This is a genomic window from Providencia sp. M-27 (assembly GCF_011077905.1).
Taxonomy (GTDB): Bacteria; Pseudomonadota; Gammaproteobacteria; order Enterobacterales; family Enterobacteriaceae; genus Providencia; species Providencia huaxiensis.
On the sequence record NZ_JAALBT010000001.1, the window covers coordinates 121835 to 142895 of the forward strand.

Annotated in this window: 19 protein-coding genes and 2 tRNA genes; 19 read left to right on the forward strand and 2 right to left on the reverse strand. The window is 44.1% G+C overall.

Features of this window, described 5'->3' with window-relative positions; translation table 11 throughout:
- Positions 1–208: 208 nt before the first annotated feature.
- From rplU to cgtA, 3 genes are all read left to right on the forward strand, one after another.
- Positions 209–517 (forward strand): 50S ribosomal protein L21, encoded by a 309-nt coding sequence (gene rplU / locus G6Q48_RS00585; RefSeq protein WP_102138216.1) that lies wholly within the window; start codon positions 209–211, stop codon positions 515–517.
- 19 nt (positions 518–536) lie between these two features.
- Positions 537–794, forward strand: a complete 258-nt coding sequence (gene rpmA / locus G6Q48_RS00590) for a 50S ribosomal protein L27 (RefSeq protein WP_004905922.1) — start codon at positions 537–539, stop codon at positions 792–794.
- A gap of 165 nt (positions 795–959) precedes the next feature.
- Positions 960–2135: an Obg family GTPase CgtA gene (cgtA, locus tag G6Q48_RS00595; RefSeq protein ID WP_166264000.1), complete on the forward strand. Its 1176-nt coding sequence runs from the start codon at positions 960–962 to the stop codon at positions 2133–2135.
- A gap of 77 nt (positions 2136–2212) precedes the next feature.
- Here cgtA and dacB read toward each other — a convergent pair whose 3' ends face one another.
- Positions 2213–3661: a serine-type D-Ala-D-Ala carboxypeptidase gene (gene dacB, locus G6Q48_RS00600; protein WP_166264002.1), complete on the reverse strand. Its 1449-nt coding sequence runs from the start codon at positions 3659–3661 to the stop codon at positions 2213–2215.
- Positions 3662–3905: 244 nt separating this feature from the next.
- On the opposite strand from dacB, the gene greA reads away from it, so the two are divergent.
- Positions 3906–4382, forward strand: a complete 477-nt coding sequence (gene greA / locus G6Q48_RS00605) for a transcription elongation factor GreA (RefSeq protein ID WP_004905916.1) — start codon at positions 3906–3908, stop codon at positions 4380–4382.
- Positions 4383–4500: 118 nt separating this feature from the next.
- Here greA and yhbY read toward each other — a convergent pair whose 3' ends face one another.
- Positions 4501–4794 (reverse strand): ribosome assembly RNA-binding protein YhbY, encoded by a 294-nt coding sequence (gene yhbY, locus G6Q48_RS00610; RefSeq protein ID WP_004905914.1) that lies wholly within the window; start codon positions 4792–4794, stop codon positions 4501–4503.
- A gap of 135 nt (positions 4795–4929) precedes the next feature.
- Here yhbY and rlmE point away from each other — a divergent pair, with 135 nt between their 5' ends.
- From rlmE to nlpI, 15 genes are all read left to right on the forward strand, one after another.
- A complete protein-coding gene (gene rlmE / locus G6Q48_RS00615) occupies positions 4930–5559 on the forward strand; it encodes a 23S rRNA (uridine(2552)-2'-O)-methyltransferase RlmE (RefSeq protein ID WP_102138213.1) in 630 nt (209 codons plus the stop codon).
- 57 nt (positions 5560–5616) lie between these two features.
- The gene (gene ftsH / locus G6Q48_RS00620) at positions 5617–7623 is read left to right on the forward strand and encodes an ATP-dependent zinc metalloprotease FtsH (protein WP_102138212.1); all 2007 of its coding nucleotides are present in this window, start codon (positions 5617–5619) and stop codon (positions 7621–7623) included.
- Positions 7624–7689: 66 nt separating this feature from the next.
- The gene (gene folP / locus G6Q48_RS00625) at positions 7690–8526 is read left to right on the forward strand and encodes a dihydropteroate synthase (RefSeq protein ID WP_102138211.1); all 837 of its coding nucleotides are present in this window, start codon (positions 7690–7692) and stop codon (positions 8524–8526) included.
- A gap of 4 nt (positions 8527–8530) precedes the next feature.
- Entirely contained in the window at positions 8531–9868 is a 1338-nt protein-coding gene (glmM, locus tag G6Q48_RS00630) for a phosphoglucosamine mutase (RefSeq protein ID WP_166264004.1), read from the forward strand.
- Between the two features lie 220 nt (positions 9869–10088).
- A complete protein-coding gene (gene secG / locus G6Q48_RS00635; RefSeq protein ID WP_004905902.1) occupies positions 10089–10433 on the forward strand; it encodes a preprotein translocase subunit SecG in 345 nt (114 codons plus the stop codon).
- A 115-nt stretch (positions 10434–10548) separates the two neighbouring features.
- Positions 10549–10638, forward strand: a tRNA-Leu gene (locus tag G6Q48_RS00640).
- Between the two features lie 59 nt (positions 10639–10697).
- A tRNA-Met gene (locus tag G6Q48_RS00645) sits at positions 10698–10774 on the forward strand.
- A 252-nt stretch (positions 10775–11026) separates the two neighbouring features.
- Complete coding sequence (gene rimP / locus G6Q48_RS00650) at positions 11027–11479, forward strand: ribosome maturation factor RimP (RefSeq protein ID WP_036958775.1); 453 nt, start codon at positions 11027–11029, stop codon at positions 11477–11479.
- A 23-nt stretch (positions 11480–11502) separates the two neighbouring features.
- Positions 11503–13011, forward strand: coding sequence for a transcription termination factor NusA (gene nusA, locus G6Q48_RS00655; protein ID WP_004905898.1), 1509 nt, complete (start codon positions 11503–11505; stop codon positions 13009–13011).
- A gap of 23 nt (positions 13012–13034) precedes the next feature.
- A complete protein-coding gene (gene infB / locus G6Q48_RS00660; protein WP_166264006.1) occupies positions 13035–15773 on the forward strand; it encodes a translation initiation factor IF-2 in 2739 nt (912 codons plus the stop codon).
- Between the two features lie 86 nt (positions 15774–15859).
- Positions 15860–16270 (forward strand): 30S ribosome-binding factor RbfA, encoded by a 411-nt coding sequence (rbfA, locus tag G6Q48_RS00665; RefSeq protein ID WP_004905894.1) that lies wholly within the window; start codon positions 15860–15862, stop codon positions 16268–16270.
- Positions 16270–17223, forward strand: coding sequence for a tRNA pseudouridine(55) synthase TruB (truB, locus tag G6Q48_RS00670; protein WP_102138208.1), 954 nt, complete (start codon positions 16270–16272; stop codon positions 17221–17223). Before rbfA ends, truB begins: the two co-directional genes overlap by 1 nt.
- A gap of 112 nt (positions 17224–17335) precedes the next feature.
- Positions 17336–17605 carry a 30S ribosomal protein S15 gene (rpsO, locus tag G6Q48_RS00675; protein WP_004905890.1) on the forward strand — a complete coding sequence of 90 codons (270 nt, stop codon included), beginning with the start codon at positions 17336–17338 and terminating at the stop codon, positions 17603–17605.
- A gap of 279 nt (positions 17606–17884) precedes the next feature.
- Positions 17885–20008, forward strand: a complete 2124-nt coding sequence (gene pnp, locus G6Q48_RS00680) for a polyribonucleotide nucleotidyltransferase (protein WP_102138266.1) — start codon at positions 17885–17887, stop codon at positions 20006–20008.
- A 144-nt stretch (positions 20009–20152) separates the two neighbouring features.
- Positions 20153–21019, forward strand: a complete 867-nt coding sequence (gene nlpI / locus G6Q48_RS00685; RefSeq protein ID WP_102138265.1) for a lipoprotein NlpI — start codon at positions 20153–20155, stop codon at positions 21017–21019.
- The last annotated feature ends 42 nt before the right edge of the window (positions 21020–21061 follow it).

Consider the following 21061-nt stretch of genomic DNA (forward strand, 5'->3'; position numbering starts at 1 on the left):
GTTTAAATAAGTAACAATTGAGTGAATAGGCGCTAAATCAATGCTCAAAAACGGTTATTGAGAAAAAAGTCGTATTTTTTGTCATCTAACCGCATTATTGGCTTGTGTTCTGATGCTTTTTTGCGTAGAATTCGCGCCCTATTGTGAATATTTTATAGCGTACTCTGGAATTGAAATATTTAACGGGTGCGCGGAAAGCGGAGTTAATATGTACGCGGTTTTCCAAAGTGGTGGTAAACAACACCGAGTTAGCGAAGGTCAAACTGTCCGCCTAGAAAAGCTGGACATCGCAACAGGTGAAACTGTTGAATTTGATCAAGTTCTGATGGTTGCTAATGGCGATGAGATCCAAATCGGTGCTCCTATCGTTGAAGGCGTTAAAGTGAAAGCGGAAGTGGTTGCACACGGTCGTGGCGAAAAAGTTAAAATCGTCAAGTTCCGTCGTCGTAAACATAGCCGTAAACAACAGGGTCATCGTCAGTGGTTCACTGATGTTAAGATCACTGTCATCGCTTAAGATTTAGGAGAGCAGATTAATGGCACACAAAAAGGCTGGTGGTTCGACTCGTAACGGTCGTGACTCAGAAGCAAAACGTTTAGGTGTTAAACGTTTTGGTGGTGAAGCTGTATTAGCAGGTAGCATCATCGTTCGTCAACGTGGTACTAAGTTCCACGCAGGTAACAACGTAGGTTGTGGCCGTGACCACACTCTGTTCGCATTAGCGGACGGTAAAGTTAAATTTGAAGTTAAAGGTCCAAACAATCGTAAATTTATCAGCATCGAAGCTGAATAAGTTTTCTGACCTTTAATTCAGAATTAAAGCCCTGCAAAAACCTTTTGCGGGGCTTTTTATATTCAGATATTTGATCTTTAATGAACTACACACGAATTAAAGATGCACCATCTCTGAGTAGAACAGCCATCCAGCGTTATGCGGCTCAGAAGCGGAGAGAGAATTATGAAATTTGTAGATGAAGCCAAAATATTGGTCGTGGCAGGAGATGGTGGCAATGGTTGTGTCAGCTTCCGCCGTGAAAAATACATCCCTAAAGGGGGACCGGACGGTGGTGACGGTGGCGATGGTGGGGACGTTTACTTACAAGCAGACGAAAACCTCAACACGTTAATCGATTACCGTTTTGAAAAATCCTTTCGTGCAGAGCGCGGCCAGAATGGCCAAAGCCGTGAATGTACAGGTAAACGTGGTCAAGATATCACAGTTAAAGTGCCCGTAGGAACGCGTGTACGCGATTTAGGGACTAACGAAGTACTTTGTGATATGACGCGCCACGAACAACGTCATATGGTCGCTAAAGGCGGTTTCCATGGGCTTGGAAATACCCGTTTTAAATCTTCAGTAAATCGTGCTCCACGTCAACGTACAATGGGGACAAAAGGGGAAACTCGCGAAATACTGTTAGAGTTGATGCTGTTAGCTGATGTGGGCATGCTTGGTATGCCAAATGCGGGTAAATCAACATTTATTCGTTCAGTATCAGCCGCCAAACCAAAAGTTGCAGATTATCCCTTTACCACTTTAGTCCCAAGCTTGGGTGTGGTGCGTATGGATAACGAACAAAGCTTTGTGGTTGCGGATATACCCGGGTTGATCGAAGGTGCGGCTGAAGGCGCAGGTCTTGGGATCCAATTCCTGAAACACTTAGAGCGTTGTCGTGTCTTACTTCACTTGGTTGATATTTGCCCTATTGATGAGTCTGATCCTGTCGAAAATGCGAAGATCATCATTAGTGAGTTAGAAAAATACAGTGAAAAACTGGCAGCAAAACCACGTTGGTTAGTCTTCAATAAGATTGATATCTTAGGTGAAGAGGGATCAGCACAGCGCGCAGCAGAAATTGCCAAAGCAATGGGCTGGGAAGATAAATTCTATATGATTTCCGCAGTTAACCACGAAGGTGTGAAAGCACTGTGTTGGGATATCATGGAATTTATGAATACTCAACCACGTGATATGGCAACGACTGAAGATACACAGCAACCTGAGAAAGTTGAATTCATGTGGGATGACTACCACAAAGAACAACTTTCAGGTACTGAAGATTTTGATGATGACTGGGATGACGATTGGGATGAAGATGACGACGAAGGTGTCGAAATCATTTATCAAAAATAGTTTATCTTAAAAATGTAAAAAGGCGCAAAAGCGCCTTTTTACATTTCTAAACCCACGTATGTCTAAACTGCGTATGATCAGTTTTTCTGATACAGATCTTTATATAAACGGCTTTCAAATCGTACTAATGGTACTCGACGAGTACGCTGCTGGTTTTGTGGTACCGCATAAGCAGAAATAAATTGCACAAAAGCCACACGTTGGCCACTGGCGGTTGTGATAAAACCAGCGAGGTTATAGACCCCTTGTAGTGCTCCCGTTTTGGCGGAAACTTTACCATTTACACCAGCCTCATCAAAACCACCACGGTAACGCAAAGTGCCATCATGGCCGGCAAGTGGAAGCATAGAAATAAAATCGAGTTGTTGATCATTTTTTGCGATAAACTGCAAAACTTCCATCATCGTTGCTGGGGTGATCAAGTTATGGCGGGACAAACCAGATCCATCAACCATTACGGTATTGCCAAGGTCGATCCCTGCTTTTTGCTTCAGCACTTGTTTTACCGCATCGGATCCTGAACGCCAAGTCCCTGGAACACCATAATATTCCCGACCGATAGTACGAAAAACAGTATCCGCTATCATATTATCGGATTTTTTTAGCATCACTTTTAGCAAGTCATGCAGTGGTTTAGATTCAGTTTTGACTAACACCTGTGATTGAGGTGCTGGAAATGTGCGTTTTTTCACATGGCCAGTAAGCTCAATACCCGCGGTGGTTAACTCATTTTTGACAATCGCCCCTGAGTAACTCGCTCCATTTTGCACCGCAAAGGCAAGTGGCAAGGGCTCACTGCGTTGAGTTAAGCAACCTGTTAGGGTGTAGCGGTTCAGTTCACCAGGAACGACATCAAGCTCGCAATAGCGTGCTTCTGGGGAGCCTTTAGCTAGTGTTTTGACTTCGCTGAACATATTGACAGGGTAAAAACTAGCCGCCTTAATGAATGCATAATCTCCTGCTTTTTCAGCGGGGTAAAGAGAAACTGAAAAACAGTTACGGTCAATAATAGCAGCAGCAGGCGGCGCACTAAAACATTGGGTCATGTCATTCCAAACCCAACCTGGTGCTTTGTCATGGCTAGTAAAAGCAGAAATATCAACAACCAGATCGCCATCAACTTTATGGATGCCAAGCTGCTTTAATGCATTAGCCATATTACGAATTTGTTGGCGAGTTAGTGTTGGGTCACCACTGAAACGGATCACTAAATCGCCAGTCAATGTGTTGTTGCTAAGTTTTGCATCAGTTTCAAAATTGGTGACAAAACGGTAGTCTGGCCCCAGTTGTAACAGGGCAGCAAGAGCGGTCACAACCTTTTGCGTACTTGCAGGTAATGCCATTTGCTGCGCATTATAATCAATTAATGGGGTGCTACTTCCCACTTTTTGCGCGACCAGAGCAAGGTTAGTGCCATCAGGTAAATATTGTTTGTACTCATCAATAGGAATTGCTAGAGCTTGCGCACTGGCTAAGGTTATTCCTAAAGAGATTATCCATTTTCTGGTTAAAGTTAATAATGACATATATTTCACGCATTAGGGTGGACATATAATACATACTAAAGTGTAATGCCTAAGAAAGTAAACGGTGACCCGTTATTAAGTCTCAGTTAAAATAGCGTACATTATGATAAGATAAATGAGTACATAAGTCTGATTGCGTTTTTTTACTAGAACACCCCCGTTTTACGCAGGTGTTCGGTGTACTGTTGTTACAAAATCAGGAAGATACTTGTTTTTAGATAGGATTGAACCGAGGTATTTATTAATGAAACAGATCCCGATGACGGTACTTGGTGCGGATAAGCTAAGAGAAGAGCTTGAATTCCTTAAATCTGTCCGTCGCCCAGAAATTATTGCATCTATTGCAGAAGCGCGTGAGCACGGTGACTTAAAAGAAAATGCAGAATATCATGCAGCACGTGAGCAACAAGGTTTCTGTGAGGGCCGTATTCAAGAAATTGAAGGTAAACTTTCTCACGCTCAAGTGATCGATGTCACTAAAATGGTTAATAACGGTCGCGTTATCTTTGGCGCAACAGTAACAGTATTGAATGTTGATACTGACGAAGAGCTAACGTATCGTATTGTTGGTGATGACGAAGCCGATATTAAGATCAATCTGATTTCTGTGAACTCACCGATAGCACGTGGCTTAGTGGGTAAAGAAGTTGATGATGCGGTCTCGATTAAAACCCCAGGTGGCGATGTCGAGTTCGAAATTCTTAAAGTTGAGTATATCTGATTCCTATTTGCCTGAATTGGTTATATTATTTCCCTGATTTAAAGAAAAAGGCCGCAGGCGGCCTTTTTCACCATATAAAACATGCTTTCAATGGCATTTTTATATAAATGATGAGGGATTATTTAGGTAAAATGATTTTGCGGTCTGCCGAAGGACGGTAGATAACAAGAATTTTACCGATGATTTGTACATTTACTGCACCAGTTTCGCGAACAATCGCATCAGCGATCAAATTTTTAGTATCACGGTCTTCGCCTGCGATCTTGACTTTGATAAGCTCATGATGCGCTAATGAGAGTTCAATCTCAGCTAAAACACCTTCGGTTAAACCATTGTTGCCGATCATAACAACAGGGTTTAAATGGTGAGCGAGACTTTTTAGGTGCTGAATTTGTTTTTTATTAAGATTCATTGATTTTTTGCTTGGTTAGTATTGAAAATGGCTTATTCTACCGCCATCTGATATCTATCACCATCAATTATATCTTTTTGATGGTAAAGAAGCAGCAAGTTAGGTGAAGTTCTTTTAGTATAGTTGGAAAGCACAATGGCCAATAAAAAACGTTCGGCAAGCTCAAGTCGCTGGTTGCAAGAGCATTTTAGTGATAAATATGTTCAGCAAGCACAAAAAAAAGGGCTGCGCTCACGTGCATGGTTTAAGCTGGAGGAAATCCAGCAAGGTGATAAAATTTTTAAACCAGGTATGACCGTTGTTGATTTAGGAGCAGCCCCTGGTGGTTGGTCGCAATACGTTGTTAGCCAAATAGGTCATAATGGGCGGGTTATTGCTTGTGACTTATTGCCGATGGACCCAATCGTTGGTGTTGATTTCCTGCAAGGGGATTTTCGCGACGAAGCCGTTCTCGCCGCTTTGTTAGAACGCGTTGGCGACAAAAAAGTACAGGTGGTCATGTCTGACATGGCGCCAAATATGAGTGGGACACCAGCGGTTGATATTCCTCGCTCTATGTATCTAGTTGAATTAGCATTGGATATGTGCCGTTCTGTATTGGCACCTGGGGGAAGTTTCATTGTTAAAGTGTTTCAGGGAGAAGGCTTTGACGATTACCTTAGGGATATCCGCTCCCTGTTTACGAAAGTAAAAGTTCGTAAACCTGAATCTTCGCGGGCACGATCGCGTGAAGTATACATTGTAGCGACAGGGCTAAAACTATAGTACCCTGAGCGTTATTTGTTAACACAGTTGTAATATGAGGTTAATCCCTTGAGTGACATGGCGAAAAACCTGATTCTCTGGTTAGTCATCGCAGTTGTTCTGATGTCCTTGTTCCAGAGTTTTGGCCCAAGCGATTCGAATAGTCGCAGAGTTGATTATTCAACGTTTATCAATGAGTTAGCCCAGGATCAGGTACGTGAAGTTCGTATCACCGGTCGTGAACTGAACGTCAGAAAGGCTGATAATAGCCGCTATACAACTTATCTTCCTATGCAGGATGAGAAGCTGTTAGACACTATGCTGAATAAGCATGTGACGGTTGTTGGTGAACCACCAGAAGAACCAAGCTTACTGACATCTATTTTTATTTCCTGGTTCCCAATGCTTCTGTTGATTGGTGTCTGGATTTTCTTCATGCGCCAGATGCAAGGCGGTGGCGGCAAGGGGGCAATGTCATTTGGCAAAAGTAAAGCCCGCATGCTGACAGAAGATCAGATCAAAACAACATTTGCAGACGTTGCTGGGTGTGATGAAGCCAAAGAAGAAGTGGGCGAAATCGTAGAGTTTCTGCGTGAACCTGCTCGTTTCCAAAAACTTGGCGGTAAAATTCCAAAAGGCGTCCTGATGGTAGGGCCTCCAGGAACAGGTAAAACATTACTGGCAAAAGCTATCGCTGGTGAGGCAAAAGTGCCATTCTTCACCATTTCCGGTTCTGACTTTGTGGAAATGTTTGTGGGGGTGGGTGCTTCTCGTGTTCGTGACATGTTCGAACAAGCGAAAAAAGCAGCGCCTTGTATCATCTTTATTGATGAGATCGATGCGGTAGGTCGTCAACGTGGTGCAGGTCTTGGTGGTGGTCACGATGAGCGTGAGCAAACACTGAACCAAATGCTGGTTGAGATGGACGGTTTCGAAGGTAATGAGGGTATCATTGTTATCGCAGCAACTAACCGTGCTGACGTACTTGACCCAGCCTTATTACGTCCAGGTCGCTTTGACCGTCAGGTAGTCGTTGGCTTACCAGACGTTCGTGGCCGTGAACAAATTCTGAAAGTGCATATGCGTCGTGTACCTATCGACCCAAGCGTGGATACTTTCATTCTTGCACGTGCAACTCCGGGTTTCTCGGGTGCTGAATTGGCAAACTTGGTTAACGAAGCCGCATTATTTGCAGCACGTGCAAATATGCGTGTCGTTTCCATGGTGGAATTCGAAAAAGCGCGTGACAAAATTTGGATGGGTGCAGAGCGTCGTTCTCTGATGATGACCGAAGAGCAAAAAGAATCAACGGCTTACCATGAAGGTGGTCATATGATTATCGGTCATTTAATGCCAGAGCATGACCCTGTTCACAAGGTTACAATTGTTCCACGTGGCCAAGCGCTGGGGGTGGCATTCTTCTTACCTGAAGGTGATGAAGTTAGCCGTAGCCGCTTGAAACTCGAAGGTATGATTGCGACAGCTTATGCGGGTCGTATTGCGGAAGAGTTGATTTATGGTCGTGAAAAAGTCACTACAGGGGCTTCTTCCGATATTCAGTTTGCAACCAATACTGCACGTAACATGGTAACGCAATGGGGCTTCTCAGACCGTTTAGGTCCAATGCAATACTCGAAAGAAGAAGGTCCTGCGTTCTTAGGTCGTTCTTCAGGTAATGGTTCTGGAATTTCTGATGAAACAGCACGTATTGTTGATGAAGAAATTAAGAAAATTTTAGACCATTGCTACCAACTGGCTTACAAAACACTGGAAGACAATATCGATATTCTGCATGCAACGAAAGATGCATTGCTGAAATATGAAACTATCGATATGCCAATGATTGATGATTTAATGAATCGTCGTCCAGTTCGTGAGCCTGCAGGTTGGGATGAAGACAAAAAAGTCAGTAATGTGACAGGTACATTTGGTAAAGGTGCAGCAAACGCAGCTGAAAAACCTCAATCTGAAGAACCGAAAAACAGTACTGAAGAACCAAGTAAGACAGATAATAGTCATACAGATAATAGTAATAATGCTGATGAATCAAACCCATCAGACAATAACGACAGCAAGCCACAATAAGCGGTCGTGAAATAAAATACGAAGACCCCAGTTCGCTGGGGTTTTTTTCGTTAAGGAAAAATAACAATGCAGATCAAAGCGAGAGGCAGTGTCCTTGACTTATCAACACCTAAGGTGATGGGGATTTTGAATGTTACTCCTGATTCATTTTCAGATGGTGGCACTCATAATCGTTATCAGGATGCGCTTGAACATGTGGCCAAAATGGTTCAACACGGTGCGGCTATCATTGATATCGGAGGTGAATCAACCCGTCCTGGCGCTGCCGAAGTCTCTGTGAATGAGGAACTTGATAGAGTTATCCCTGTGGTTGAAGCGATAGCGCAACGTTTTGATGTGTGGGTTTCAGTCGATACATCTAAAGCACAAGTCATGGCGGAAGCCGCAAATGCAGGTATGCATATCATCAATGATATTCGCTCGCTTCATGAGCCGGATGCATTAGAAGTCGCTGCGAAAACAGGTTTACCCGTGTGTATTATGCATATGCAAGGTCAGCCAAGAACGATGCAAGAAGCACCGAATTATGAAAACGTGGTGCGTGAAGTAAAAGACTATCTTAACGCTGAAATCACCCGATGCGTGACGGCCGGGATTGATAGACAGCAAATTATCCTTGATCCAGGCTTTGGCTTTGGCAAAAACTTGTCGCATAATTACCAGTTATTGGCAAACTTAGAACAATTTCATAATTTCGGACTACCGCTATTGGCAGGGATGTCACGTAAATCTATGATTGGACAATTATTGAATGTTCCACCACAAGAACGCCTCGCAGGCAGCCTAACTTGTGCAGTGATTGCTGCGATGCAAGGGGCACACATCATTCGAGTTCATGATGTCAAAGAAACCGTGCAAGCGATGCAAGTGGTACAGATGACTCTGTCAGAAAAGGAAAAATAAGCGTATGAGCGACCGTAAATATTTTGGTACTGATGGTATTCGTGGCAAAGTGGGCGATAGCCCAATTACCCCTGATTTTGTTTTAAAATTAGGTTGGGCGGCAGGGAAAGTCCTTGCACGTCATGGCTCACGTAAAATTATTATTGGTAAAGATACGCGTATTTCTGGCTATATGTTGGAATCCTCTTTAGAAGCAGGCTTAGCAGCTGCAGGTCTATCTGCATCTTTCACAGGCCCAATGCCAACCCCTGCAGTCGCTTATTTAACACGCACTTTCCGTGCAGAAGCGGGGATTGTGATTTCCGCATCTCATAACCCTTATTATGATAATGGGATCAAATTCTTCTCAATTGATGGAACTAAGCTGCCTGATGAAGTAGAAGAAGCCATTGAAGCTGAAATGGAAAAGCCGATTACCTGCGTTGAGTCAGCAGAGTTAGGTCGTGCAAACCGCATAGTCGATGCTGCTGGCCGTTATATTGAGTTCTGTAAAGGAACGTTCCCAAGCGAACAAAGCCTGTCTAGCTTAAAAATCGTTATTGACTGTGCTAACGGGGCTACTTATCACATCGCACCAAATGTGTTTCGTGAATTAGGAGCTGAAGTCATCACTATTGGTTGCGATCCGAACGGGATCAACATCAATGAAGAATGTGGTGCAACGGATGTTCGTCAGCTACAACAAAAAGTATTAGAAGAAAAAGCCCACGTCGGTTTAGCATTTGATGGTGACGGTGACCGTATTATTATGGTCGACCACCTCGGTGAAAAAGTTGATGGTGACCAAATTCTCTTTATTATTGCTCGCGAAGCGCTACGCCAAGGTCAGCTTAAAGGTGGCGTTATCGGAACCTTGATGAGTAATATGGGGTTAGAAATCGCCCTAAAACAGCTAGGGATCCCTTTTGAGCGTGCAAAAGTGGGCGACCGCTATGTGCTCGAAAAATTACAGGAAAAAGGCTGGCGCATGGGGGCTGAAAACTCAGGTCACGTGATTTTATTAGATAAAACGACTACCGGTGACGGGATTGTAGCGGGCTTGCAAGTATTAAGTGCAATGGTACGTAACCATATGAGCCTACACGATTTATGCAGTGGTATGAAATTATTACCTCAAGTGTTAGTCAATGTTCGTTTCAAAGGCCAACACGATCCACTACAGAGTGATGCGGTAGTTGCTGCGAACGAAGAAGTTGAAAAACAATTGGCAGGAAAAGGCCGTGTGTTACTGAGAAAATCAGGAACAGAACCGTTAATCCGTGTCATGGTTGAAGGTGAAAACGAAGCTGATGTGACTGCAATGGCAAACCGCATTGCTGATGCCGTAAAAGCAGCTGGCTAAGTTGTTATTGGTGAAGCTGAGCAATATTTTGATGATTTGTTGTTTTTTTCTGCAAATAATCAAATGGAGTCAAAATAGACTTGCTTGTCTGCTCAGCTTTGGTTAGTATTCGCACCTGCTCAATCCCGTAAGAGTGTTTCTTCGCGGTCGAAATGAGTAGGTGTGCAGTGATAAAGGTCATAGCATTACGCTATGCACCGCAACTGAATAGGTAACTCAAATGTATGTAGCTCTTTTAATTATATTCTTGCTAGCGGCTATCGGGCTTATTGGTCTGATCATGTTACAGCAAGGTAAAGGTGCTGACATGGGAGCTTCATTCGGTGCGGGCGCTTCTGCAACACTGTTTGGTTCATCGGGTTCAGGTAACTTCATGACCCGTATGACTGGGATCTTGGCTGCTGTGTTTTTCATCATCAGTTTAATACTTGGCAATATGACTGCCAACAAGTACGGAACTGGTAGTGGTAGTAAGTGGGAAAACATTAGTGAACCTACTAAAGTCGAGCAACCAACAGACGTTCCGGCAGCACCAGCTACACCAACGAGCGATATCCCTCGTTAAGTGTGAAAGATTCCGAATGAAGGCAACTAATGCCATCATTAAGTAGTAAGCTCAGCGATGAGTGAGAAGTTAAAATTTGAGGTTATTGATTAAGTATTGATAACCTCGCCTCAGTGCCGAGGTGGTGAAATTGGTATACACGCTACCTTGAGGTGGTAGTGCCTACAAAACGGGCGTACGGGTTCAAGTCCCGTCCTCGGCACCATTATTTTAGATAGCTTGTGATTTACAGGTTATCCGTGTAGAGTATAACACGTTTTCGAACGCGGGATGGAGCAGCTTGGTAGCTCGTCGGGCTCATAACCCGAAGGTCGTCGGTTCAAATCCGGCTCCCGCAACCATTTCTTATTCAACATACCTTGTCAGTATCGTAGTCTATAGTAGTTATCCGGTGTAGTAATCAAGTGCAGTTATCTAACAGCTCTCAAAATTTCTCATCGATTTCTCTAGATTTTACAGGTATAATAAGAATATGGTGAACCCGTGCACTACAGGGTCCAGTTGCATAAAGCCCCGAATTTCGGGGTTTTTTGTTATTTGACAATCGAATTAACTGGGCTTTTATAGCCCTTTTTTTATGTCTGGGGGTGGGCTTGTCCACATTAGAACAGAAATTAACAGAGATGATCTCAGCACCTGTGGAGGCGCTAGGCTTTGAATTTGTAGGCTTAGAGTTTGTCCGTGGCCGTACATCAACACTGCGTGTCTTCATTGATAGTGAAGAAGGCATCACTGTTGATGATTGTGCTGATGTCAGCCATCAGGTCAGTGCAGTATTGGACGTTGAAGATCCAATTTCTGTCATTTATAACCTGGAAATATCGTCACCAGGGCTTGAGCGTCCATTATTCACCATTGCGCATTACGAGCGTTTTATGGGGGAAGAGGTGGCATTGACTTTGCGTATAGCAATGCAGAACCGCCGTAAGTGGCAAGGAATTATTAAGGCCATAGACGGTGAAATGATTACGGTTACTGTAGATGGTAAGGATGAGGTGTTCGCCCTCGGCAACATCCAGAAAGCTAACTTGGTACCCCACTTTTAATAAAGTTCAATGAGGCAACTAGGATGAATAAAGAAATTCTGGCTGTTGTAGAAGCGGTTTCTAACGAAAAATCCCTCCCTCGTGAAAAAATCTTCGAGGCTCTGGAAACTGCATTAGCGACGGCGACTAAAAAGAAATACGAGCAAGAAATTGATGTCCGTGTGGAAATTGACCGTAAATCAGGTGATTTCGACACGTTCCGTCGTTGGTTAATTGTGGAAGAAGTCACAATGCCAACACGTGAAATTACGTTGGAAGCGGCTCAATACGAAGATCCAGCGCTGCAGCTTGGAGAGTACGTCGAAGACCAAATCGAGTCTGTTGTATTTGACCGTATTACCACTCAAACAGCTAAACAAGTTATCGTACAGAAAGTTCGTGAAGCAGAACGTGCGATGGTTGTTGACCAATTCCGTGAGCAACAAGGTGAAATCATCACTGCTCAGGTAAAAAAAGTTAATCGTGAAAATATCACGTTAGATTTAGGCAATAACGCTGAAGCCGTTATTCTGCGTGAAGATATGTTGCCACGTGAAAATTTCCGTCCAGGTGACCGTATCCGCGGAGTCCTGTATGATGTTCGTCCTGAAGCACGCGGCGCACAGCTTTTTGTTACGCGTTCTCGCCCTGAAATGTTGATTGAATTATTCCGCATTGAAGTGCCAGAAATCGGCGAAGAAATTATTGAAATCAAAGCCGCTGCCCGTGATCCAGGTTCTCGTGCAAAAATCGCAGTTAAAACTAATGACAAGCGTATCGACCCAGTTGGTGCTTGTGTTGGTATGCGTGGTGCACGTGTTCAAGCCGTTTCTAGTGAACTAGGCGGCGAAAGAATTGATATTGTGTTATGGGATGATAACCCAGCTCAGTTCGTTATTAATGCTATGGCTCCGGCTGATGTTGCATCTATTGTCGTCGATGAAGACAAATGTACGATGGATGTTGCCGTAGAAAGTAGTAATTTGGCACAAGCCATTGGGCGTAACGGTCAAAACGTGCGTCTGGCAGCTCAATTACTGAAAAAACACCGTGGTGATGACAAATGGGAATTAAATGTCATGACCGCAGAAGAGCTCAATGCAAAACATCAGGCAGAAGCACATGCTTCTATTGATACATTCACCAAGCATCTTGATATTGATGAAGAGTTTGCCACTGCACTTGTTGAAGAAGGCTTCTCGACGTTAGAAGAACTGGCTTACGTGCCTATTAATGAACTTCTGGAAATTGATGGTCTTGACGAAGAGACTGTTGAAGTTCTACGTGAAAGAGCGAAAGCGGCCCTCACCACAATAGAATTGGCTCAAAAAGAGAGCCTAGGTGATAATCAGCCAGCAGAAGATTTATTGAATCTTGAAGGTATGGATCGTACTCTTGCCTATAATTTGGCTACTCGTGGAATCTGTACACTGGAAGATCTTGCTGAGCAGGGCATCGACGACCTGATTGATATTGAAGGTCTGGATGATGAGAAAGCAGGTACGCTCATCATGGCCGCACGTAATATTTGCTGGTTCGGTAACGATGCGTAAACACTGTAGCAGGAAGGAACGGCATGACAGAAACTGTAAAAACATTGGCAACGGAAATTCAAACCACAGTTGATCGCCTGGTACAGCAATTTGCTGAAGCAGGGATCAAAAAAGGTGAGAATGACTCTGTTAGCCAGTCAGAAAAAGAAGCTTTACTGAGCCATTTAAACCGTGAACAAGGCGGGGCAGCGGGTCAGCCAAGCAAAATGACACTACAGCGCAAAACTCGTAGTACGCTGAGTGTCCCCGTCACCGGTGGCAAAAGCAAATCGGTAAATGTCGAAGTCCGCAAAAAACGCACTTATGTGAACCGTGATGCTGAAGAAGCAAAAGCGGAAGAGCAGGCGCAGCGTGAAGCGGAAGAGCAGGCACAGCGCGAAGCTGAAGAACTGGCACAACGTCAAGCAGAAGCAAAACGATTAGCAGAAGAAACCGCTAAACGTGAAGCGGAAGAAAAGGCAAAACGTGAAGCCCAAGAGAAAGCAAAACGTGAAGCAGCAGATAAAGCTACGCGCGAAGCAGCGGAAAGAGAAAAAGTGAAACCAAGCGAAAATCAACAAAAGACAGGCAAAGCTGTAGAAAGTAATGCCGACAAACAACGCCGTGAAGCTGAAGCTGCGGAGCTAAAACGTAAAGCTGAAGAAGAAACTCAGCGCAAAGTTGAAGCAGAAGCACGCCGTGTAGCTGAAGAAGCTCGCAAAATGGCAGAAGAAAACGGTGAAAAGTGGACTGCTGAAACGAAAACTGAAGAAGACAGCGATTATCACACGACAACTTCGACGCACGCTCGTGCGGCTGAAGATGAAAGTGATGAGAAAGAAGAAGGCCGTCGTTCACGTAATCGTACTGCAAAAGCACCTCGCCAAAAGAAAGGTAATAAACTTTCTGAAAAAGCAGATCGCGAAGAAGAACGAGCCGCAGGCCGTTCAGGTCGCAGTAAAGGTAAACAACGTAAAGGTAGTTCTTTACAACAAAGCTTTACTAAGCCAGCAGCTGCGGTTAACCGTGATGTTGTGATTGGCGAAACGATCACTGTTGGTGAACTTGCTAATAAAATGGCAGTAAAAGGTTCTCAAGTCATCAAAACGATGATGAAGATGGGCGCAATGGCGACTATCAACCAAGTGATTGACCAAGAAACTGCACAGTTAGTTGCAGAAGAAATGGGCCACAAAGTTATTCTGCGTCGTGAAAACGAATTAGAAGAGTCAGTAATGAATGACCGTGACACAGGCTCTGCAATGCAAGAGCCACGTGCACCAGTTGTTACTATCATGGGTCACGTTGACCACGGTAAAACTTCTTTACTTGACTACATCCGTTCAACGAAAGTGGCGTCAGGCGAAGCGGGTGGTATTACTCAGCACATTGGTGCATACCACGTCCAAACTGACAAAGGTATGATTACCTTCTTAGATACCCCAGGTCACGCCGCGTTTACTTCTATGCGTGCTCGTGGTGCTCAGGCAACAGATATCGTTGTACTGGTTGTTGCTGCGGACGATGGTGTAATGCCACAAACAATCGAAGCTATCCAGCACGCAAAAGCGGCGGGTGTGCCAATCGTAGTTGCAGTGAACAAAATTGATAAGCCAGAAGCTGACATTGACCGTGTAAGAAATGAACTGTCTCAGTACGGTGTTATTTCTGAAGAGTGGGGCGGTGACACTCAATTTATCGGTGTATCTGCGAAAGTGGGTACAGGTATTGACGATTTACTTGATGCGCTGTTGCTGCAAGCTGAAGTATTAGAACTTAAAGCTGTTTATACCGGTATGGCGAGTGGTGTGGTCGTTGAATCTTATCTGGACAAAGGTCGTGGCCCAGTTGCGACAATCTTAGTTCAAGAAGGTACACTGAACAAAGGCGACATCGTCCTGTGTGGTTTCGAATATGGCCGTATTCGTGCAATGCGTAACGAATTAGGTAAAGATGTTCAGTCTGCAGGTCCTTCAATGCCAGTCGAGATTTTAGGTCTGTCTAGCGTACCTTCTGCAGGTGATGAAGCGACAGTTGTACGTGACGAGAAAAAAGCACGTGAAGTTGCCCTGTATCGTCAAGGTAAATTCCGTGATGTTAAACTCGCTCGTCAGCAGAAATCTAAACTGGAAAACATGTTTGCTAACATGGAAGAAGGTAAAGTTTCTGAGCTGAATATCGTTCTGAAAACCGACGTTCAAGGTACTTGTGAAGCGATTACTGACTCTCTAATGAAGCTGTCGACTGATGAAGTTAAAATTAAAATCATCGGTTCTGGTGTTGGTGGTATCACTGAAACTGACGCTACATTAGCAGCGGCATCGAATGCTATCATTTTAGGCTTCAACGTACGTGCAGATGCTTCTGCGTGTCGTGTGATTGAAAGTGAAAGCGTTGACTTACGCTACTACTCTGTTATCTATAGCTTAATTGATGAAATCAAACAAGCGATGAGCGGTATGTTAGCGCCTGAATACAAGCAGCAAATTATTGGTCTTGCAGAAGTTCGTGATGTGTTTAAATCACCGAAATTCGGCGCTGTTGCTGGTTGTATGGTTACTGAAGGTACCATTAAACGTAACAACCCAATCCGTGTCCTGCGTGATAACGTCGTTATCTATGAAGGCGAGTTAGAATCACTGCGTCGCTTTAAAGATGACGTCAGTGAAGTTCGTAACGGCATGGAATGTGGTATCGGCGTTAAGAACTACAATGATGTCCGTGTCGGCGATATGATCGAAGTCTTCGAAATCATTGAAGTTAAACGTTCTATCGACGGTTAATTTTGTGAGTACCCACGAAATGTCGTGGTGACAAACCAGTATGAATGAGGGGGCGCTTGCCCCCTTTATTGTCAGGAGATATAACGATGGCAAAAGAATTCAGTCGTGCACAACGCGTAGCACAAGAGATGCAAAAAGAAATTGCGATCATTTTACAGCGCGAGATCAAAGATCCGCGTATTGGTATGGCTACTGTTTCAGGTGTCGAGTTATCTCGCGACCTTGCATACGGTAAAGTCTTTGTGACTTTCTTCAATATCGCTAATGATAAAAGCGAAGAAGAAATGGTTGCAGATGGCATTAAAGCATTAAATGAAGCGTCTGGTTTTATACGTTCATTAATTGGGAAAGCAATGCGCTTGCGTATTATTCCTGAGTTAACATTTGAATATGATAATTCACTTGTTGACGGTATGCGGATGTCTAATTTAGTGTCAAATGTGATCCGCGATGATGAAAAACGTCGTGCGGATGTTAGTGATAAAGAGGAAAAATAATGGGGCGTCGTCGTAGCGGCCGTAATATTGACGGTGTAGTGCTGCTGGATAAACCCACGGATATTTCTTCAAATGATGCGCTGCAGAAAGTGCGGCGCTTTTTTAATGCCAATAAAGCTGGGCACACGGGGGCACTTGACCCTCTAGCAACAGGAATGTTGCCTGTTTGTCTCGGCGAAGCGACGAAATTTTCCCAGTTTTTACTCGATTCAGATAAACGTTATCGCGTCATTGCTCGTCTTGGGCAGCGTACTGATACGTCAGATTCACATGGCGAAATTATTAGTGAGCGTAACGTAGAGTTTACACAGCAGCAACTGGATGATGCTTTAGAATTTTTCCGTGGTGATACATTACAAGTTCCTTCAATGTATTCAGCGTTGAAACACCAAGGTCGTCCATTGTATGAATATGCGCGTAAAGGTATTACCGTTGAACGTGAAGCTCGTCCAATTACAGTGTATGAATTACAGTTTATTCGTTTAGAAAATAACGAATTAGAACTGGAAATACACTGTTCTAAAGGCACCTATATTCGTACAATTATCGATGATTTAGGTGAGATGTTAGGCTGTGGTGCGCATGTCATTTACCTGCGTCGAGTGCAAGTGGCTAACTATCCTTATGAGCGAATGGTAACATTGGAGCAACTAGCCGCTTTACGGGCAAAAGTCGATGCGGGTGAAGGTTCTTTTGAGTCCTTGCTTGACTCTTTATTATTGCCAATGGATACCGCAGTTGTTCATTTTCCAGCAGTAAATATTACAGAAGAAACAGCGGCTTATTTCAAACAGGGTCAACCTGTGAGAGCCGCAGTGCAAGCCCTTGAAGAGGGGTGTATGGTACGTGTCACCTGCGGTGAAGCGCAACGGTTTATCGGTATTGCTCTTATCAGCGAAGATGGCAGACTTGCACCGAAGCGTTTGGTCGTGGAAAATGAACCGTCCGCATAGTGGCGCTTATTGCTTTGCTGCCTTAAGCAGCGTAGAATAGCGGCGCTTAATCTTGAGATGCTAAATTAGAGATTGGCTCTCATCACTTACATTAATCATTTTGGAGTTTATTATGTCTCTAAGTAATGAAGCGAAAGCTAAAATCGTTGCTGAGTTCGGCCGCGGTGAAAATGACACTGGTTCAAGCGAAGTTCAAATCGCTCTGCTGACTGCACAAATCAACCACCTGCAAAGCCACTTTGCAGAGCACAAAAAAGATCACCACAGCCGTCGTGGTCTGCTGCGTATGGTTGCTCAGCGTCGTCGCTTACAAGCTTACTTGAAAGGTAAAGATATCGCGCGCTACACAGCTCTTATCGAGCGTTTAGGTCTGCGTCGTTAATCTTGTCAGTTTCAGGGGAAAGGGGCCAAATGGCCCCTTTTCTTCTAAAAGTTGTTTTGAAAGTTGAAGTAATACTCGAATTATACTTAACTTAAATGCTAAGCTATAAGTCGTAGTAAGCAGTTTTATTAATGCCTCTTCGCTACATCCGATTCGCGCGGCTAATGAGAGAATTGATCACGGGAATATCAGTATTCTCATTAGTCGCGAGGCTGTAGTAGGAAGAGTAAGCCAATGCACCCTGAGAATCTCAAGGTGCCTTACAAAAAGGGTAATATAGTGTTAAATCCTATTGTTCGTAAATTCCAATATGGTCAACATACTGTTTCGATTGAAACAGGTATGATTGCACGCCAAGCATCTGCTGCTGTTATGGTTAACATGGATGACACTGCAGTATTTGTAACTGCAGTTGCACAGAAGAAAGTGAAAGAAGGCCAAGACTTCTTCCCTTTAACAGTTAACTATCAAGAACGTACATATGCAGCGGGCCGTATCCCGGGAAGTTTCTTCCGTCGTGAAGGTCGTCCTGGTGAAGGCGAAACGTTAATCGCACGTTTGATTGACCGTCCTCTGCGTCCTCTGTTCCCAGAAGGTTTTTACAACGAAATTCAAATCATTGCGACCGTTGTCTCTGTTAACCCACAAGTTAACCCAGATATCGTTGCGATGATCGGTGCATCTGCGGTATTAGCGCTGTCTGGTGTTCCATTCAATGGCCCAATCGGTGCGGCTCGTGTTGGTTTTATCAACGACCAATATGTTCTGAACCCAACAGCGGACGAGCTGAAAAATAGCCGTTTAGACTTAGTGGTTGCAGGTACTGATAACGCGGTATTAATGGTTGAATCTGAAGCTGATTTATTAAGTGAAGAACAAATGTTAGGTGCGGTGGTATTCGGCCACGATCAACAACAAGTTGTTATTCAGAATATCAATGAATTAGTGAAAGAAGCCGGTAAAGAGAAATGGGATTGGCAGCCAGAGCCAGTTAACCAAGCTCTGAACGACCGTGTTGCTGCATTAGCAGAAAGCCGCATGGGTGATGCATACCGCATTACCGAGAAACAAGAACGTTACGCACAAGTTGACTTAATCAAAGAAGAAGTCACTGCGGTATTAGTTGCAGAAGATGAAAACGTTGATGTTTCTGAAGTGGGTGATATTTTAGCTAACTTAGAAAAACAAGTGGTTCGTAGCCGTGTTATTCGTGGTGAGCCACGTATCGATGGCCGCGAAAAAGATATGGTCCGTGCACTGGATGTACGTACTGGTGTTCTGCCACGTACTCACGGTTCTGCGTTGTTCACTCGTGGTGAAACTCAGGCGTTAGTGACTGCAACATTAGGTACAGAGCGTGATGCACAGGTTATCGACCAATTAATGGGCGAGTACACTGACCGTTTCTTGTTCCACTACAACTTCCCTCCATATTCTGTCGGTGAAACCGGCATGGTCGGTTCACCAAAACGTCGTGAAATTGGCCATGGCCGTTTAGCGAAACGCGGTGTGTTAGCTGTTATGCCTGACCACGCAGATTTCCCATACACCGTACGTGTGGTGTCTGAGATTACTGAATCTAACGGCTCGTCTTCAATGGCGTCTGTTTGTGGTGCGTCTCTGGCTCTGATGGATGCTGGTGTACCAATTAAAGCAGCGGTTGCTGGTATTGCCATGGGTCTGGTAAAAGAAGGCAACGACTTCGTTGTTCTGTCCGATATCTTAGGTGATGAAGACCACTTAGGTGATATGGACTTTAAAGTAGCTGGTAGCCGTGAAGGTATCAGCGCACTGCAAATGGACATCAAAATCGAAGGTATCACTAGTGAGATCATGCAAGTTGCATTAAACCAAGCAAAAGGTGCGCGTTTGCACATTCTTGGTACGATGGAACAAGCAATCAATGGTCCACGTGAAGAAATCTCTGAATTTGCTCCACGTATTTACACTATCCGCATTAACCCAGACAAAATCAAAGATGTCATCGGTAAAGGTGGTTCTGTGATCCGTGCGTTAACGGAAGAGACAGGCACAACAATCGAAATCGAAGATGACGGTACTGTGAAGATTGCAGCAACGGATGGCATAAAAGCGAAAGAAGCTATTCGTCGTATCGAAGACATTACTGCAGAAGTTGAAGTGGGCCGCATTTACCCAGGTAAAGTAACTCGCATCGTCGACTTTGGTGCATTTGTTGCTATCGGTGGCGGTAAAGAAGGTCTGGTTCACATTTCTCAAATCGCGGACAAACGTGTTGAGAAAGTGACTGATTACCTGCAAATGGGTCAAGAAGTTCCTGTTAAAGTATTGGAAATCGACCGTCAAGGGCGTATCCGTCTTAGCATGAAAGAAGCGGTAGCAACTGAAGAACAAGCAGCGCAACCGCAGGACTCAGCAGAGTAAGCTGGCCTAACAGCGCTCTATTAAGTTAGGGCGCTATCAGCCTAAGTTTGCTGAAACCATAATTTGTAAAGCGTGGTAATGTAAGGGCGGAGTATGTTGAACAGTATCTGTCTTCGGGTGAGAGATTATCGCACGTTACCGCGTGTGCTCTTGGCGCTTATCTTTTTTGTTATTATTGGATGTAGTAGCAAAGATTGGCGAAAGAACGAGGTATTTGCCGTTCCACTTCAACCTTCATTGCAACAAGAAGTGATACTGGCTCGTATGGAACAAATCCTTGCGAGCCGGTCTTTAACCGATGATGAATACGCACAGCTTTTATATGAGCGCGGTGTGTTGTATGATAGTCTCGGTTTAAGGGCGCTGGCGCGTAATGATTTTTCAACTGCGTTAGCCATTCGTCCTGATATTCCTGAAGTTTTTAATTTTTTAGGGATATATTTTACGCAGGCAGGGAATTATGATGCTGCCTATGAAGCGTTTGATTCTGTTTTAGAGCTTGATCCAACTTACAATTTCGCGCGAATGAATCGTGGCATCGCATTATATTACGGTGAACGATACAAACTAGCGCAGGATGATCTGCTGGCGTATTATCAGATAGATCCAAATGATCCTTTTCGTACTCTGTGGCTTTATCTCGTAGAGAAAGACATAGACCCGCGTATGGCGCAAGATAATCTTGCCGCCCGCTACAACCAAGCGGAGAAAGGGCAATGGGGCTGGAATATCGTAGAATTCTATCTTGGCAACATCAATGAAACGACATTGATGGAGCGTTTGAAAGAAACATCTACGGATAACACTTCGCTCGCTGAGCATCTCAGTGAAACTAACTTCTATTTAGGTAAACATTACCTAAGTCTGGGGGATAAGAATAGCGCAGTTGCGTTATTCAAACTGACGGTGGCTAACAACGCTCACAGCTTTGTTGAACACCGCTATGCATTGTTGGAATTGGCGCTGTTAGGCCAAGAACAAGACGACCTTTTAGAATCGGGCCAGCAATAGCTGACGAACATTTCACGATATTTTTTTAAGTCATCATCCCTC